Origin of the sequence: Flavobacterium aquidurense, from assembly GCF_031458035.1 — a bacterium.
GTDB classification, from domain to species: Bacteria; Bacteroidota; Bacteroidia; order Flavobacteriales; family Flavobacteriaceae; genus Flavobacterium; species Flavobacterium aquidurense_C.
Map to the genome: position 1 here is coordinate 35914 of NZ_JAVDXR010000013.1, position 19259 is coordinate 55172.

Annotated in this window: 9 protein-coding genes; 3 read left to right on the forward strand and 6 right to left on the reverse strand. The window is 34.0% G+C overall.

Going from position 1 to position 19259, the window contains the following annotated elements; translation table 11 throughout:
• Nucleotides 1-311 precede the first annotated feature (311 nt).
• Together J2X17_RS17440 and J2X17_RS17445 are read right to left on the reverse strand one after the other, a co-directional pair.
• Entirely contained in the window at nt 312-2576 is a 2265-nt protein-coding gene (locus J2X17_RS17440) for an aconitate hydratase (RefSeq protein WP_310300915.1), read from the reverse strand.
• Between the two features lie 122 nt (nt 2577-2698).
• Nucleotides 2699-5470, reverse strand: coding sequence for a bifunctional aconitate hydratase 2/2-methylisocitrate dehydratase (locus J2X17_RS17445; RefSeq protein ID WP_310300917.1), 2772 nt, complete (start codon nt 5468-5470; stop codon nt 2699-2701).
• A gap of 433 nt (nt 5471-5903) precedes the next feature.
• Here J2X17_RS17445 and J2X17_RS17450 point away from each other — a divergent pair, with 433 nt between their 5' ends.
• Entirely contained in the window at nt 5904-8501 is a 2598-nt protein-coding gene (locus J2X17_RS17450) for an XrtN system VIT domain-containing protein (protein WP_310300919.1), read from the forward strand.
• Nucleotides 8502-9737: an exosortase N gene (xrtN, locus tag J2X17_RS17455; protein WP_310300921.1), complete on the forward strand. Its 1236-nt coding sequence runs from the start codon at nt 8502-8504 to the stop codon at nt 9735-9737. It begins immediately after the preceding gene.
• Between the two features lie 59 nt (nt 9738-9796).
• Here xrtN and J2X17_RS17460 read toward each other — a convergent pair whose 3' ends face one another.
• Nucleotides 9797-10750, reverse strand: coding sequence for an AAA family ATPase (locus J2X17_RS17460; protein ID WP_310300923.1), 954 nt, complete (start codon nt 10748-10750; stop codon nt 9797-9799).
• 78 nt (nt 10751-10828) lie between these two features.
• Nucleotides 10829-12259, reverse strand: coding sequence for a peptidylprolyl isomerase (locus J2X17_RS17465; RefSeq protein ID WP_310300926.1), 1431 nt, complete (start codon nt 12257-12259; stop codon nt 10829-10831).
• Nucleotides 12260-12612: 353 nt separating this feature from the next.
• Between J2X17_RS17465 and J2X17_RS17470 the strand changes: the two genes are divergently transcribed.
• Nucleotides 12613-14205: a peptide chain release factor 3 gene (locus J2X17_RS17470; RefSeq protein WP_310300928.1), complete on the forward strand. Its 1593-nt coding sequence runs from the start codon at nt 12613-12615 to the stop codon at nt 14203-14205.
• A gap of 250 nt (nt 14206-14455) precedes the next feature.
• On the opposite strand, the gene J2X17_RS17475 is transcribed toward J2X17_RS17470, so the two are convergent.
• Both J2X17_RS17475 and rpoC read right to left on the reverse strand, forming a co-directional pair.
• Nucleotides 14456-14767 (reverse strand): DUF3467 domain-containing protein, encoded by a 312-nt coding sequence (locus J2X17_RS17475; protein WP_155102783.1) that lies wholly within the window; start codon nt 14765-14767, stop codon nt 14456-14458.
• Nucleotides 14768-14777: 10 nt separating this feature from the next.
• Complete coding sequence (gene rpoC / locus J2X17_RS17480) at nt 14778-19088, reverse strand: DNA-directed RNA polymerase subunit beta' (protein ID WP_310300930.1); 4311 nt, start codon at nt 19086-19088, stop codon at nt 14778-14780.
• Nucleotides 19089-19259 lie beyond the last annotated feature (171 nt).

Below are 19259 nucleotides of genomic sequence, written 5' to 3' on the forward strand. Positions count from 1 at the left end.
TTTTTAAAGTAAAAAAAACACTTTTTTTAACAACAAATTTTGTTCAAATTAACATTCTTGACTCTTACAACATTATAATCTATTAAACACCAACCAATTACAGTTAATCGATTTTTTATAGTCAAATATTTGCACCTGAACTTATTATAAAAATGAGTACCCTAGCCGGATGGTCCCGAAGTATCGGGAGACATCCTTTTTCTTGCTTCTTTAGCAAGAAAAAAAAGATATAGCGGACAGTTGAGATTAGGTTCTTATAAAAAAACGCCCTGTTTTCACAGAGCGTTTTAAAATATAATGGAATCTTAAAATTAAGCTTTTCCTGCAGCAATTAAATTTAATGCTGAACCAGCAACAAACCACCCAATTTGACCTGCGTTGTAAGTATGGTTTGCCAGAATAATATCTTTACTGCCATCTGCATGAACGAACTCTAATGTTAATGGCTTTCCTGGAGCAAATTCCGTTAAATCAGTAAAATTAATAGTGTCGTTCTCCTGAATTTTATCATAATCTGCTTCATTAGCGAAAGTCAATCCTAAAAGACCTTGTTTTTTAAGGTTAGTTTCGTGGATACGCGCGAATGATTTTACCAATACGGCTTTCACTCCTAAGAAACGTGGCTCCATAGCTGCATGCTCACGAGATGAACCTTCACCATAATTATGATCGCCCACAACAATAGAAGGAACTCCAGCCGCTTTATAGGCACGCGCCACAGCAGGAACTGCATCATAATTTCCTGTTAATTGATTTTTAACCGAATTTGTTTTTTGGTTAAATGCATTCACAGCACCAATCAACATATTGTTAGAAATATTATCTAAGTGTCCACGGAAACGCAACCACGGTCCAGCCATAGAAATGTGATCCGTCGTACATTTTCCGAATGCTTTAATTAATAATTTAGCACCAGTAATGTTTTTACCATCCCAAGCATCAAAAGGAGCTAATAATTGCAAACGCTCAGATGTTGGACTTACTACGACCTGAACTCCGGAACCATCTTCAGCCGGAGCCTGGAAACCTGGATCTTCAGCATAAAAACCTTTAGAAGGCAACTCATCTCCTGTTGGAGCATCAAGCATTACTTCTTCGCCATCTTCATTGATTAAAGTATCTGTCAATGGATTGAAACCTAAATCACCGGCAATAGCTAAAGCGGTTACCAATTCCGGAGAACCCACGAAAGCTAAAGTATTTGGGTTACCATCTGCACGTTTTGAGAAGTTACGATTGAAAGAATGAACAATAGTGTTTCTTTCTTCTTTTTCAGCACCGTCCCTGTCCCACATACCAATACAAGGTCCACAGGCATTTGCAAAAACAGTAGCATTGATTTTATTAAAAGTTTCAATAAATCCGTCTCTTTCGATTGTAGAACGCACAACTTCAGAACCTGGGGTGATTGTAAACTGAGCTTTTGTTTTTAAGTTTTTATCTGCAACTTGTTTTGCCAAAGAAGCTGCACGGGAAATATCTTCGTAAGAAGAGTTTGTACAAGAACCAATTAAACCAACCTGAATTTGTAATGGCCAGTTATTTTTGATCGCTTCTTCTTTCATTTTAGAAATTGGAGTAGCTAAATCAGGAGTAAAAGGACCATTTAAGTGTGGTTCTAATTCAGATAAATTAATTTCTATAACCTGATCAAAATATTGTTCCGGGTTGGCATATACTTCCGGATCTCCAGTTAAGTAAGAAGCTACTTTATCTGCAGCATCAGCAACATCAGCTCTGTTTGTAGAACGCAGGTAACGACTCATAGAATCATCATAACCAAAAGTTGAAGTTGTAGCTCCAATTTCAGCACCCATATTACAAATAGTTCCTTTACCAGTACAAGACATTGCAGTTGCACCTTCACCAAAATATTCAACGATCGCACCCGTACCACCTTTTACAGTTAAGATACCAGCAACTTTAAGAATAACATCTTTAGGAGCAGTCCATCCTGATAATTTACCAGTTAATTTTACTCCAATTAATTTAGGAAATTTCAATTCCCAGGCCATACCAGACATAACATCCACAGCATCTGCTCCACCAACACCAATAGCTACCATTCCTAAACCACCTGCATTTACAGTGTGCGAATCGGTACCAATCATCATTCCGCCAGGGAACGCATAATTTTCAAGTACTACCTGATGAATAATTCCAGCTCCTGGCTTCCAGAAACCAATTCCGTATTTATTTGAAACTGACGATAAGAAATCGAAAACTTCATTACTTTGTGTTTTTGCTCTGGCTAAATCGGTTACAGCATCTACTTTTGCCTGAATCAGGTGATCACAGTGAACTGTTGTTGGAACCGCAACTGTTTTCTTTCCTGCATGCATGAATTGTAATAATGCCATTTGTGCAGTTGCATCCTGGCATGCCACACGATCTGGTGCAAAATCAACATAATCAACACCTCTGCCAAACGCCTTGGCTGGACTTCCATCCCAAAGGTGATTGTATAAAATTTTCTCTGTTAATGTAAGTGGACGACCAACGATCTCGCGTGCTTTATCAACACGACCTGGCATGTTCTCATACACTTTTTTAATCATTTCAATATCAAAAGCCATAAGTATAATTGTTTTTGTTTTGTTTATTTTTGAACAGGACAAGTTACAAATAATTGATCAGCCAGAAAAGAAAAAGCCCGAGAATAACTCGGGCTTTTGCATATAATTAACTAATCAAATGATTACATAACCAATAATTTATGAGAAGGTGCAAATCTGGTCAAATTAATACCATCTACTGCAGCCGTATACTCATCCAAAGTAGGAGTTCTACCAAGAATTGTAGACAATACTACAACCGGAGTGGAAGAAAGTAATGACTCTCCTTTTTTACCTTCAGTGTCCTCAACAACTCTTCCCTGGAAAAGACGCGTTGAAGTTGCCATTACAGTATCTCCTTTTGCCGCTTTTTCCTGATTCCCCATACAAAGATTACAACCCGGACGCTCTAAATACAACATTTTCTCATATTCAGTACGTGCAGCACCTTTAGGAGCATTATCGTCAAATTCAAAACCTGAGTATTTCTGTAAAACTTCCCAGTCACCTTCAGCCTTTAGTTCATCTACAATGTTATACGTTGGCGGCGCTACAACAAGTGGCGCTTTAAACTCAACCTTACCGTGTATATTTTCTATATTTTTTAGCATCTGAGCAAGGATTTTCATATCTCCTTTATGAACCATGCAAGAACCAATAAATCCAAGATCTACTTTCTTATCACCTCCATAAAAAGATAAAGGTCTAATAGTATCGTGAGTATATCTTTTAGAAACATCAACATTATTTACATCCGGATCAGCAATCATTGGTTCGATAATTTGATCAAGATCAACAACAACTTCAGCGTAATATTTAGCGTTTGCATCTGGCTGTAAAGCCGGTTTCTCTGCCGATTTAATCTCCGCAATTCTCTTATCTGCTTTATTAATTAATCCTTGAAGAACTTGTTTATGATTATCCATTCCTTTGTCAATCATAATCTGAATTCTGCCTTTTGCAATCTCTAACGATTCAATCAAAGTATCATCCTCAGAAATACAAATAGAAGCTTTTGCTTTCATTTCTGCAGTCCAGTCTGTAAAAGTAAATGCCTGGTCAGCAGTAAGAGTTCCAAGATGAACTTCAATAATTCTACCCTGGAATACGTTTTCACCACCAAACTTCTTAAGCATCTGTGATTGTGTAGCGTGAACTACGTCACGGAAGTCCATATAGCCCTTCATTTCTCCAACAAAAGTCACTTTTACTGATTCCGGAATTGGCATTGAAGCTTCTCCAGTGGCAAGTGCAAGAGCAACTGTTCCTGAGTCAGCACCAAAAGCAACACCTTTAGACATTCTTGTGTGAGAGTCACCACCAATAATGATAGCCCACTCGTCTATTGTAATATCATTAAGAACTTTGTGAATTACATCAGTCATAGCATGATATTCACCTTTCGGGTCACGAGCTGTGATTAATCCGAAATCGTTCATGAATTTCATCAATTTTGGAATATTTGCCTGAGCTTTTTTATCCCAAACTGAAGCAGTGTGACAACCAGACTGGTAAGCACCGTCAACGATTGGTGAAATTACCGTAGCAGCCATCGATTCTAATTCCTGAGCAGTCATAAGACCAGTCGTATCTTGTGAACCTACAATATTCACTTCTACACGGACATCTGATCCAGCGTGTAATACTTTACCTGGAGCAATTCCAACAGCATTTTTGTTGAAGATTTTCTCTACTGCAGTAAGACCTTGCCCTTCAATAGAAATCTCTTTTGATGGAGCAAATACAAGAGGAGCTTCAATATCCAGAACTTTCGCAGCTAAAGTCTGAAGCTTTTTACCAAACACAATTGCGTATGATCCACCCGCTTTGATAAATTCCATTTTCTGAGGCGTGAATGCCTTAGAAATATCAATTAATTCTTTGTTTCCGTTATAAAGTTTCTTCGTTTTTGTATTTATTGTAAGTACAGTTCCGGTAGCAACAGAATATGCTTCTTCCAAAATAGGCTCATTATTCTCATTACGAATAACGTTACCATCTGCATCTACTTTTTTAACCCAGTTTTTAAGATCTAAACCAATACCACCAGTAACATCAACAGTTGTTAGGAAAATTGGAGAAATACCGTTTGTTCCTGCAACGATTGGAGCAATATTAATAAATGGAACGTATGGACTTGCTTGTTTACCTGTCCAAAGCGCCACGTTATTTACTCCTGACATTCTTGACGATCCAACACCCATAGTACCTTTTTCAGCAATTAACATAACGCTTGCGTCAGGATGTTTTGCCTGCAATGCTTTGATTTCCTCTTGTGCCTGAGGCGTAATCATACATTTACCATGAAGTTCACGGTCAGAACGTGAGTGCGCCTGATTACCAGGAGACAGTAAATCTGTCGAAATATCACCTTCACCAGCTATATATGTAACTACTTTTATTTCTTCAACAACTTCAGGCAGTGTAGTAAAAAACTCTGCCTTCGCATAACTCTCAAGAATTTCTCTTGCGATTGCGTTATCATTTTTAAATGCTTCTTTTAGACGATCTGTATCTGCCTCATAAAGATAAACCTGTGTCTTAAGAACATTTGCAGCTTCTTTTGCAATAGCAGTATCATTACCAAGTGCTAAGTCTAATAGAACTTCAATAGAAGGTCCACCTTTCATATGTGATAATAACTCAAAAGCAAAAGCAGGTGTTATTTCGTTAACTACGAATTCACCAAGAATGATTTCTTTTAAAAACTTAGCTTTCAGACCAGCAGCACTAGTAGTACCTGGTACAACATTATAAATAAAAAAGTGAAGAGAATCTGCTCTATACTCGTTATTCAAATCTTTAATTTGTTCGATGATGTCGCTTAATAATTCAGCACCATCAATTGGCTTCGGGTTAAGCCCTTGACCTTTTCGTTCTTCAATTTCTTGGATGTAATCCTGATAAATATTCATAATAAAAGTCTTTTGTAGGTATTTTTATTTTTTTGTTCGCAAATTTATGTATTAAAGCCGAGAATTAAAAAAAATATAATAGAACTCGCCTTTTCAAAAATTATTATTGCTAAAAAACGATTCTGACTGCTTGTTTTTGACAAAATATCAATTTTGTATTAAAAAAATGAATTATTGGTATTTTAAGATCTTTTCTTTAACAAAGTCGGAATTTGTTGTTATAAACGAAGTGAGATTTTACCCCGTTTTTCGCTAAGAATCTTTCTAAATAACCAGTTATAACGATATAGTTGTGTGTTTTTATCTTTTTTCGGCGTCAGCGAAATCACTAATTAATCTAAATCACACTCTATTCAAAAAACTAAATTAAAAATTGATATTCCAAATTTTCCACTAACTTTGTATTTCAAAGTACTTTTAAAAAAATACAACTATGAAACACAAACTAAAAGTTTTTAAACAGTTTGCTCAAAAAACAGGAGTAACAATTAGCCTACTTGTAACAGCATTTAGCACCACCTTACTTATCGTTTCTCTTATTGGAATAAAATTAAAATCCCGCGACTTTGAAACACTGGCCATACTCAGTCTTACAATTGAATTCGTATATGGAATTGCTTTTTCTTTTCTGATTTTAAAACGCAAAGAAGAATATCTTCATTTACTTCCTTTTGTAATACTCAATTGGTTCATTGGATGTTTTTGCCTTAATACTTTTATTCCTGTATTTCAAGACCTCCCAGTTTGGGTTTATTTGACAACCTTTACATTTTGTCTTTCCAATTTTTTCATTTATAAAAATGAAGAAGACAACCTGAATAGTTTCTTACTCTTCTTTATTAATGGCGCTTCTTTCGGCATAATAATTTATTTCGTAATTTATCTCATTCCACTTACACCCATTTCAATTGTTGCAATTCTAGCTTTAGGAATGGGGTTTTACGGTTTGGTGCCATTGGTAGTTCTAATAATTCACACTTTGACTATTCTGCGTTATTTACAAAGAAATCGACTGTATTTCCAGTCTTTCAGTGCCGGAATTTCAATTGTATTTATTGTGTTGTTAGTCTTTACTGTAGGTTTAACAATCGAAAGCAGAAAAATTGCAAATACTGCACGAATTAAATCTTTTCACAATGAGGAAGATCTACCTGCATATATTTTTGTTTCTCAAAACTTAAAACCAAATTTTTTTAATGAAATACTATTAAAGAAAGACATCGTTTATATGGCTCCTGACGATTTTTTCAGTTTTAACAACTTTGATTCATTAGGAATAAAACAATTCAATCAAAGAAAAATAAACAATCCTTTTATAAGTATTGCCTATTTATTTTGCGAAGATCTAGGTTTAAGCAATGATGATAAAATTAATATTCTGAGATCAAATTTTGATAAGAGATTAGAAACTGAGGAACAGCTTTGGAGTGGTGAAGATACATTCACCAAAAACATAAAAGAAGATGTCAAAATATATCCGGATTCTCGCTTAGCATATACGGAAATCACCATGGATATTGCCTGCAAAAAAGAATCGTGGCAAAATCAGGAGGCTATTTATTCATTTCAATTACCGGAAGGATCCGTTGCAACTTCATTATCCTTATGGGTAAACGGCATCGAGCGAAAAGGAATTCTAACTACTAAAGAAAAAGCTAAAGCGGCATACAATCAAATTGTAGGTGTCGAATATCGCGATCCTTCCTTAATGCAATGGAAAGAAGGGAACAGAGTTGTAGTGCGAGTTTTTCCTGTCAGCTACAAAACTCCAAGAACTTTTAAATGCGGTTTTACAACTCCATTAAAAGTCGAAGATAACGAAATGAAATACCAAAGTCTTTCTATTAAAGGTCCTAATATTGCAAATGCCAAAACAATTTCACGCATACAGATTACTGGAAATACAAAAATCGAAACCAGTAAAGATTTCGAGCTCAAAAATGGTTTTTATTTAAATCAATCAAAAGGATTAGACGATTGGCAGGCTGATATGCCTTTAAATAAAATAAACTCCAGTTCATTTGTATGGAAAGACAAAATTTATGAAGTTAAAGACATTCAGAAAACAGTAATTCGCTTCACTCCTTCTGAAATTATCTTAGATTTAAATAGTAATTGGACAAATAGACAAATCGAATCATTTGTAAACCTAAACCAAAAGAATATCTATGTCTTTGTCAATGGTGAAAAAACAGCAATTAATAAAGAAAACTTCAAGGCAATTCAATTAGATTTTGAAGATTTTCACTATTCATTATTGCCTCTTTACAAACTTGCCCAAAACAGTTTGATCATCACAAAATCAGGAACATTTTCTGCAAATTTCGAAGATATAGAAGATTCAGAATATTTGAAAAAAATCAAGAGCAGTACAAAGCAAAGAAACTTAAAGGTTATTAATATTGGAGCCGATATTACCCCGTTTTGGCAAACTGTAAAGGAGCAAAAATATGTCGATTACTTTCAGACCAGTTTAAAGAACAGTTTACGGATGATTGAAAAGCATCAATTTGTTCAATTCAAAACAGATACAAACTCCGTAAATATAGAACCTGCACATATTAGTATACAAGAAAACCCGAAAAGTAATTTTTCAAAAAACAATGGTCCAAATCATATTTACAGAATGTACGCTTTTGGAAAAGTTTTAGACGAACAAGTGAAAATTCAGAATGCTTATCTATCACAAAAACATGAGTCAGTTTCTCAAGATACAACTAGCGTTACAGCAATTTCGGTTGACGAATTCCGTAAAGAAAAAATCAAAAATCAGAATGATTCGTTAGTATATAATAAATATGTGAATTTAGCAAAAGATGCCAATATCGTTACACCTATTTCCTCGCTAATTGTCCTTGAAACTGACGATGATTATAAAAAGAATGGTATTGAAAAAAATGTAAATACATTAGGAAATGCGTCAATAAATAATGATGGCGCGGTTCCTGAGCCACACGAATGGCTATTGATTATTATCGGACTTTCAACACTATTGTGGTATTATAGAAAAAACAAAAAACAGACTGTCTAAATGAATTATTTATTGCAACACAAAAAAGCAATCGGCATAATTATTTGCTGCTGTCTTTTAGCTATAAATTATAATATTATATTAATAGGACTTGACAGTAATTTGTTCGGTATTATTTTTTCAATAGCATTATTTTTTATTGGGGGTAGAAAAACGTCTTTTAACCTAAACTACCCACTTCTTGCAATGATTTTTATTTTAGAATTTATAAGCTATCGTCTTCATACTAAATCTGTACATTTTTTAGCTTTAGCCTTGTTTATTTGCTTATTATATTACAACATAACCCAAAAATTTTCATTTATAGCTTTTATTTGCATCCTGTTATTTTCTTCCATTTTTAATACTTTTTTCGAATATTTGACAACTGAAATAAAACAATCTCTTTGCTATTATGTGTATGTAACATTGAAAGATTTTGTTCCAATTAATAAAATAGAAGGTGTGAATTTTTATATCAACAATGCAAAAATCACCATTGATACCGCGTGTATGGGGTTGTCTATGTTTAAAACCGGATTACTTTCAGGAGCATTTGTATTGACATTAGAAGAAAAGAAACAACAGAAATATTTCAATATTTTACAAATTCTTCTCTTTTGCTGTATTTTGATTGTGCTGAATATTATTTCGAATTATTTTAGAATCATAACTTTGATTCTATTTGATTGTACCGAAGAAAACATACTGCATCATAGTATTGGAATTCTCTGCTTCATCTTTTATCAAATTATCCCAATGTTATTTCTAGTTCGGTTCTTTAAACCAAAAAAAGAAGAAATTCAAAAAACGACAAGTCAGTATCAAATGCTATTTACCTTCATTGGAACTATATTATTATTTGTAACAAGTTTAGAAATAAAAAAAGAACAGCCTTCCAATATACTTGAAAATCTAAATCCGAAATATTATACTCAAAAAGGTGTCTGGGTAAACAAGGAAGTCTTTAAAATTACAACTCCAGAAAAATTAATTTATATTAAAACAGTATCTCATAATCCTCTAATTTGTTGGACCGGAACTGGCTATAAAATTATCAAATCAGAAAAAGTAAGGAAAGAAAATGAAAAAATATGGCGCGTCAAAATGGAGAAAAATAATATACAATATTATTCATATTGGTGGTATGAGTGTAATAAGAAAAAATACACTTCTATAGTAGAAGTTCTGCTGATAAAATTATTCCAAAATAAACCCGTACTACTGATTAACGAAACAGAAACAATTAAAATTTAACAATAAAAAAAGCCTGAGAAAATATATTCGTCAGGCTTTTTTAAAGATTTTTATATTCTTTACAACAGCTTCTGAATAATAACTTCCTCTGTTATTCCTTCAGCATCAGCTTTATAATTTTTAATAATTCTATGGCGTAAAATTCCAGTTGCAACCGCTTTTACATCTTCAATATCCGGAGAAAATTTACCATTAAATGCCGCATGTGCTTTTGCTGCCAAAATCAAATTTTGTGAAGCTCTCGGCCCAGCACCCCAATCCAAATAGTTTTTCACAAAATCGTTAGACAATGCATTGTCAGGACGAGTTTTGCTTACCAAAGTCACAGCATATTCGATAACATTATCCGCGACAGGAATCCTGCGAATCAAATGCTGAAAATCGATGATTTCCTGTGCTGTAAATAACGGATTTATAGTTGTTTTAGCATCCGACGTAGTACGTTTTACAACTTGTACTTCTTCTTCAAAAGTTGGATATTCTAATTTTATGGCAAACATAAAACGGTCTAATTGCGCTTCCGGTAACGGATAAGTTCCTTCCTGCTCAATTGGGTTTTGAGTTGCTAATACAAAATACGGTAAATCTAATTTATAATTCTGACCGGCAATAGTTACAGAGCGCTCCTGCATAGCCTCCAGCAAAGCTGCCTGAGTTTTAGGTGGAGTTCTATTGATCTCGTCTGCCAAAATTATATTTGAAAAAATTGGCCCTTTGATAAATTTGAAATGTCTGTTTTCATCCAAAATCTCACTTCCCAAAATATCTGAAGGCATTAAATCCGGCGTAAACTGAATCCTTTTGAAATCTAAACCTAAAGCCTGAGACAGCGTATTTATCATTAACGTTTTTGCCAAACCTGGAACTCCTATTAAAAGAGCATGACCTCCTGAAAATATACAAAGCAAAATTTGATCTACAACTGCATCCTGGCCTACAATGATTTTTGCTATTTCTGATTTTAATTCGTTACGTTTTTGAACTAAATTATGAATTGCTGCTACGTCAGACATTTAAGTATATTTTTAAATTGAAAAAGAGTTAGCTCTATGAATTCATAAAACTAACTCTTTTTATTTATTTAATAAAAATTATTTTTTCAACCAATTGTTTGTAAATGTACAATCTCTGTATTCTCCAATAATTTTAATGTAAGTATCTTTAATTTTCGCATCAAACCATTTTGCGATTGCATTGATTTGTTTTTCTTTTAATGCCAATTCTCTAATTTTAGTATAATCCTTAGCATAATCAGCTACGTGTTCATCAATTCTATTAGTCACCGTAATTAATTTATACGTCTTCTTCCCTTTATCATCAGTATTTAAAATAGGCTGAGAAATTTCATCATCTTTTAAATTTGAAACCTGACCATATAATGTCGGATCCATTTTTGTCAATTCGAAACGTGTGTCCTGCGTATTCGGATTAACTAAAGTTCCACCATTAGCTCTGGTTTCTTTTTCGTCAGATTCTGTCCTTGCTGCATCAGCAAATGATATTTCCTTATTAATTATCTTATTTCGAATATTGGTAATTCTTTCTTTTGCTTCTTTAAGTGCCGCTTCAGATACTGTTGGCGAAATTAAAATATGTCGCAACTCAACTTCTTGCCCCTTAATTTTATCTACCATAATGATATGAAAACCAAATATAGTTTCAAAAGGCTGAGAAATTTCCCCCTCCTGCAAACTAAAAGCAACATCTTTAAATTCTTTTACAAAAGCTGTCCTTCTAGTCATCTTATAATAACCTCCATTTGTTGATGATCCCGGATCTTGGGAATACAACACAGCTTTTGTTGCAAAACTAGAACCTTCTAAAACATCTTGTCTAATTGCATTTAATCGATCTATTACTTTTTGTTTATCTTCTTTTGAAACTTTTGGTTCCACAACAATCTGTGCAACTTCCATTTCTGCTCCAAAAGTTGGTAATTCTTCTTTTGGTATTTTTTTAAAGAAATTTCTAGTTTCCTCAGGTGTTATTTCTACAGCATCAATAATTTTTTTTTGCATTTCGCTAGCTAACCTTTGCTCTTTTAAAATATCTGCAAAATAGGTTTTAAATTCCTCTACAGAACTTTTTTTGTAATAAGCTACAACCTTATTAATATCACCAACCTGCTGAATCATATAGTTCAGACGATCATCCATCATACCTCTTACCTCGGCATCACTTACCACAATACTATCCTGAATTGCCTGATGTGCGTACAATTTATCTTCTAAAAGTTTACCAAGCATCTGGCATCTGGTGATATCTTTTGTAGAACCGCCCTGGCTGGCAATCTCCAAATATCCTTTGTCAATATCTGAATCTAAGACTATATAATCACCAACGGTAGCAATAATACCGTCAACTTTTAACTTTTGACCTGAAGGGACTTCTATTGGTTTTTGAGCTACTACATCCGGAATAATTTCTTGTGCCGAAATAATTGAACTGAAAAAAAGAAAAAAACATATTGTTAACCCAAATCTGTAATCAATTGTTTTTAGCTGTAATTTTTTTAATAACATTATTTTAAATTTAATTTGAATGTAAAGATCTTGCCTTAGAATTTCGTTAAAAACAAACTACTTATTTATTTAATCTCCTAGAATGATCTAAAAAATACCAAATAATTAACCTCTAGTTTCTTTTAACTTATAACGAACAAAAATAACAATTCAATTACATAATACAACTATCAGCCTTACTATTAACAAAAAATTATATTCAATCTTAAAATGAATTTATTAAAACTAAAAAATCAGGCAATTTTCATCACTGTTTCGGGTTATAAACTAAAAGAAATCAGTTAAAAACAGAATCGTATTTATTTTTAAATCGCAGTAATTAATAGTACTTTTGCAACCTATTTATACAAAATATGAGCTTTTTAAAAGAAATACAACGCAGAAGAACATTCGGAATTATATCGCATCCCGATGCCGGTAAAACAACTTTAACTGAAAAATTATTGTTGTTTGGAGGGGCTATTCAGGAAGCGGGTGCCGTAAAAAACAATAAAATCAAAAAAGGAGCAACGAGTGATTTCATGGAAATCGAACGCCAAAGAGGTATTTCGGTTTCTACTTCTGTACTTGCTTTTAATTATAAAGACAAAAAAATCAACATTCTTGATACTCCTGGACACAAGGATTTTGCTGAAGATACTTTTAGAACTTTAACTGCTGTTGACAGTGTTATTGTTGTTATTGACGTTGCAAAAGGGGTTGAGGAACAAACTGAAAAATTAGTTGCGGTTTGTAGAATGAGAAATATTCCGATGATTGTTTTCATCAATAAATTAGACCGTGAAGGAAAAGATGCTTTTGACTTAATGGATGAAGTAGAACAGAAACTTGGATTAACAGTTACCCCGTTGAGTTTTCCAATTGGAATGGGTTATGATTTTCAGGGAATTTACAATTTATGGGAACAAAATATCAATCTTTTTAGTGGAGATAGCCGTAAAAATATTGAAGAAACCATTGCATTTTCTGATGTACAAAATAATCCGGAATTGGGTAAAATTGTTGGTCAGAAAGCAGCTGAAAAACTTCGTGAAGAATTAGAATTGATTGATGAAGTTTATCCAAAATTTGAACGTCAGGATTATTTGGATGGTAAAATTCAGCCCGTTTTTTTTGGTTCTGCTTTAAATAATTTTGGAGTTCGTGAATTGCTGGATTGTTTTGTAGCAATTGCTCCTTCTCCAAGACCTAAAGATTCTGAAACTCGTTTAGTAGATCCAAAAGAAGAAAAAATGACCGGTTTCGTTTTTAAAATCCATGCTAACATGGATCCAAAACACCGAGATCGTTTAGCTTTTATCAAAATTGTTTCCGGAACTTTTGAGAGGAACAAACCTTACTACCATGTTCGTCAGAAGAAAAATTTAAAATTTTCTAGCCCAAATGCCTTTTTTGCTGAGAAAAAAGAAATTGTTGACATTTCTTACCCTGGTGATATTGTAGGTTTGCACGATACCGGAAACTTTAAAATTGGAGACACTTTAACTGAAGGTGAAGTAATGAGTTTTAAAGGAATTCCGAGTTTCTCACCAGAACATTTTAGATACATCAACAATGCTGACCCAATGAAAGCCAAGCAATTGGACAAAGGTGTTGATCAGCTAATGGATGAAGGTGTTGCTCAGTTGTTTACATTAGAAATGAACAATCGTAAAGTTATTGGTACTGTTGGAGCGCTTCAATATGAAGTAATTCAATACCGTTTAGAACACGAATATGGTGCTAAATGTACTTATGAGAATTTTCCGGTTCACAAAGCATGCTGGGTAAAACCTGATGATGCTAAAAATGATGAGTTTAAAGAATTCAAACGTATCAAACAAAAATTCTTAGCACATGATAAATATGGTCAGCTGGTATTCTTGGCCGATTCTGATTTTACAATTCAAATGACACAAAGCAAATATCCAAGTGTAAAATTATTTTTCACTTCAGAATTTGATTAATATTTTTCACTCAAAATGAAACCATAAAAAAAGCGCTAATTTTAAATTAGCGCTTTTTTTTAATTTGAATTAAACCAACCTTACTAAGTCATTATATTCCAAAAACAAATCTTCTATTAGGAGCTACCAAATTAAAGTAATAGAACCTAACAAAGAAATTTAATCGACGAAAGTAAATTAAAATCAGACAAACTGCATAATGCATTATTTTTACTCCATAAAAAAGCCCCATTACTGGGGCTTTTATAATTTATGCTTGTCCTGCCGGACCAAAATTAAGCGGTATTGGTGCTTGTTCCGTCTCTTTGATTTCGCCATGAGCGGCTTCAAAACGATGAATATTTTCACCAATTGCTTTTAATAATCTTTTAGCATGTTGTGGTGTCAAAACAATTCTTGACTTTACCTTGGCTTTAGGAATACCGGGCATAATGCTCACAAAATCTAAAACAAACTCTGATGAGGAGTGATTGATAATCGCAAGATTAGAATAAATTCCTTCTGCGACAGTTTCATCCAGCTCAATATTAATTTGCTCTTGTTGTTGTTTCGGATTACTCATAGTTTCCTAATTAATAAATATATTCTTCTTTATTAGCCATCATTTCATTGTAATCGTCTTTAGATCCTACAATAGTATTATCGTATTCTCTCATACCAGTTCCTGCAGGAATTCTGTGTCCAACAATTACATTTTCTTTTAATCCTTCTAAATCATCTACTTTACCAGCTACAGCAGCTTCGTTAAGTACTTTTGTTGTTTCTTGGAAAGAAGCAGCAGAAATGAATGATTTAGTTTGTAGCGAAGCTCTTGTAATACCTTGTAAAACTGGCGTTGCAGTTGCAGTAATTACATCTCTGGCTACAACCAGATTTTTATCAGTTCGTTTAAGCAATGAGTTTTCATCACGTAAATCACGAGGAGAAATAATTTGACCTGGTTTCAATACAGCAGAATCTCCAGCGTCTTCAACTACTTTCATACCATATAATTTATCGTTTTGAACGATGAAATCTTTAGTGTGAATCAATTGATCTTCCAGGAATAATGTATCTCCTGGATCCTGAACTCGTACTTTACGCATCATTTGACGAATAACAACCTCAAAGTGCTTGTCATTAATTTTTACCCCTTGTAAACGGTATACCTCTTGAATCTCATTTACCAAGTACTGTTGAACAGCAGCTGGTCCTTGAATTCTTAAAATATCATCTGGTGTAATTGCACCGTCTGACAATGGCACTCCTGCTCTTACGAAGTCATTTTCTTGTACTAAGATCTGGCTAGAAAGTTTAACTAAATACTTTTTAATCTCACCAAATTTAGATTCGATAACAATTTCACGGTTACCTCTTTTGATTTTTCCAAAAGATACAACACCGTCAATTTCAGAAACAACCGCTGGGTTTGAAGGGTTACGAGCCTCAAGCAACTCAGTAATTCTTGGTAAACCTCCCGTGATATCGCCTGCTTTAGAAGAACGACGTGGGATTTTAACCAATACTTTACCTGCTTTAATTTTCTCACCGTTCTCAACCATAAGGTGTGCCCCTACTGGTAAGTTATACGAACGAATCAATTCACCTTCTTTACCGTAAACCAATAAAGTTGGAATTAATTTTTTGTTTCTAGCTTCAGAAATTACTTTTTCCTGGAATCCTGTTTGCTCATCGATTTCAACCATGAACGATTGTCCTTGCTCTAAATCCTCGTAAGCAATCTTACCAGTAAATTCAGAAACAATTACACCATTATATGGATCCCACTTACAGATCACAGATCCTTTAGTAACTACTTCACCATCCTTAACGAAAATACTAGATCCGTAAGGGATATTATGTGTATTTAAAACGATTCCAGTTTTCTCATCAACTAATTTTAATTCAGTTGAACGCGATACTACGATATCAGTCGCATTACCTTCACTATCCTCACCTTTAACAGTTTTTAAATCTTCAATCTCTAGTCTACCGTTGAATCTTGTAACAATACTAGATTCTTCAGAAATACCTCCAGCAACCCCTCCAACGTGGAACGTACGAAGTGTCAACTGTGTACCTGGCTCTCCAATAGATTGAGCTGCAATAACTCCGACAGCTTCACCTCTTTGTGTCATTTTACCAGTAGCTAAGTTTCTACCGTAACATTTAGCACAAATACCTTTTAAAGCCTCACAAGTTAATGGAGATCTAACCTCTACTTTTTCAATTGGAGAAGCTTCGATAGTTCTCATAATTGCTTCAGTAATTTGTTGACCAGATTGAACCATTACTTCATTAGTAAGTGGATTTATAACATCTTGCAATGCAACACGTCCTAAAATTCTTTCTCCTAATGATTCAACGATTTCCTCATTTTTCTTCAAAGCAGAAACTTCAACACCTCTTAAAGTTCCACAATCTTCGATGTTAACAATAACATCTTGTGATACGTCATGAAGCCTTCTTGTTAAGTATCCGGCATCGGCCGTTTTAAGAGCCGTATCCGCAAGTCCTTTACGAGCACCGTGAGTAGAAATAAAGTACTCAAGAATCGAAAGACCTTCTTTAAAGTTAGAAAGAATCGGGTTTTCAATAATTTCTCCACCACCAGCTGTAGATTTTTTAGGCTTAGCCATCAAACCACGCATACCAGTTAACTGACGAATCTGTTCCTTAGAACCCCTCGCCCCAGAGTCAAGCATCATATATACAGAGTTGAAACCTTGTTGGTCTTCTCTAATATTTTTCATTGCTAACTCAGTTAATTGAGCATTTGCTGAAGTCCATACGTCAATAACCTGGTTGTAACGTTCGTTATTGGTAATAAGACCCATGTTATAATTCACAGAAATACCTTCAACTTGCTCTCTGGCGTCTGCAATTAATTTTGTTTTTTGTTCTGGAATTCTAATATCACCCAGAGAGAATGATAAACCTCCTCTAAATGCGAATTTATAACCCATATCTTTCATATTATCCAAGAAAGCTGCTGTAGTAGGTACATCAGTCACACTTAAAATGTGTCCGATAATATCTCTAAGGTTTTTCTTAGTCAATACATCATTGATATATCCAGCTGCTTCAGGTACTACTTCATTAAATAATACACGTCCAGCAGTTGTTTGAATAATTTTGTACACTAATTCTCCAGCGTCATTAAAATCTTTTGCTCTAATTTTTACACGAGCATTCAATTCTAATCTTCCTTCGTTTAATGCAATGTTTACTTCTTCAGCAGAATAGAAAGTTAAGTCTTGACCTAAAATTATGTGTTCTGGTGTAGAGATACGCTCTTTGGTCATATAATATAGACCCAAGACCATATCCTGAGAAGGTACAGTAATTGGAGCTCCATTTGCAGGGTTAAGAATATTGTGAGAAGCCAACATTAATAATTGTGCCTCTAAAATAGCCTCTGGTCCTAATGGCAAGTGAACTGCCATCTGATCCCCATCAAAATCGGCGTTGAAAGCCGTACATACTAATGGGTGCAATTGGATCGCTTTTCCTTCAATTAATTTTGGTTGGAAAGCTTGAATACCAAGTCTGTGTAACGTAGGAGCACGGTTAAGTAATACAGGGTGTCCTTTAATTACATTTTCAAGGATATCCCAAACTACAGGCTCTTTTTTGTCTATGATTTTCTTAGCAGATTTTACTGTTTTAACAATACCTCTTTCAATCAATTTACGGATAACGAAAGGTTTGTATAATTCAGATGCCATATCTTTTGGCAATCCACATTCGAATAATTTTAATTCAGGACCAACAACAATTACCGAACGAGCAGAATAATCCACACGTTTTCCAAGTAAGTTTTGACGGAAACGTCCTTGCTTACCTTTTAAGGAATCAGATAATGATTTTAATGGTCTGTTAGATTCTGTTTTAACTGCAGAAGCTTTACGAGTGTTATCAAATAATGAATCTACAGATTCCTGTAACATACGTTTTTCGTTTCTTAAGATAACTTCTGGAGCTTTAATCTCCATTAATCTTTTCAAACGGTTATTACGGATGATTACACGACGGTATAAATCATTTAAATCTGAAGTTGCAAAACGACCTCCATCAAGCGGCACAAGTGGACGTAATTCTGGTGGGATAACAGGAACCACTTTCATAATCATCCACTCTGGACGATTTTCGCGGTTTAAGTTAGACTCACGGAAAGACTCAACAACTTGTAATCTTTTTAAAGCTTCAGTTTTACGTTGTTTAGATGTCTCGTTGTTAGCGCTGTGTCTTAATTCATAAGATAAAGCATCTAAGTCAATACGAGCTAATAAATCCATAATACACTCTGCTCCCATTTTGGCAACAAATTTATTAGGATCCATATCATCTAAATATTGATTTTCTTGCGGAAGAGTATCTAAAATATTCAAATATTCTTCTTCAGTTAAGAAATCCAATCTTTGTAATGATTCTCCATCTGCATTTTTAGCAATACCAGCCTGGATTACTACGTATCTTTCGTAGTAAATAATCATATCTAATTTCTTAGATGGAAGACCAAGGATATAACCAATTTTGTTTGGAAGAGAACGGAAATACCAAATGTGAGCAATTGGCACAACAAGGTTGATGTGTCCAACTCTGTCACGACGTACTTTTTTCTCAGTAACTTCAACACCACAACGGTCACAGATGATACCTTTGTAACGAATTCTTTTATATTTACCACAAGCACATTCAAAATCCTTAACAGGTCCGAAGATTCTTTCGCAGAAAAGTCCGTCACGCTCTGGTTTGTGAGTTCTGTAGTTGATAGTTTCTGGTTTCAACACCTCTCCTCTTGATTCTTTCAAGATAGATTCTGGTGAAGCCAATCCAATTGAGATTTTATTAAATCTTTTAACTGGATTTTTATCCTTATTATTGTTTCTGTTATTCATCATAGTTTTTACTATTGATTTATTTGCAATTAAAAAATTGATTCTTGTTGTTAGTCTAAAGTCAAATGTCATAAAGTTTTAAAGTCAGGAATGACTTTAGACTTTGGACTTTTTAAACTTTCGACTTAAACACCTCGGGTTACTTCTCTAAACTTCAAACCTTATTATTTTGAA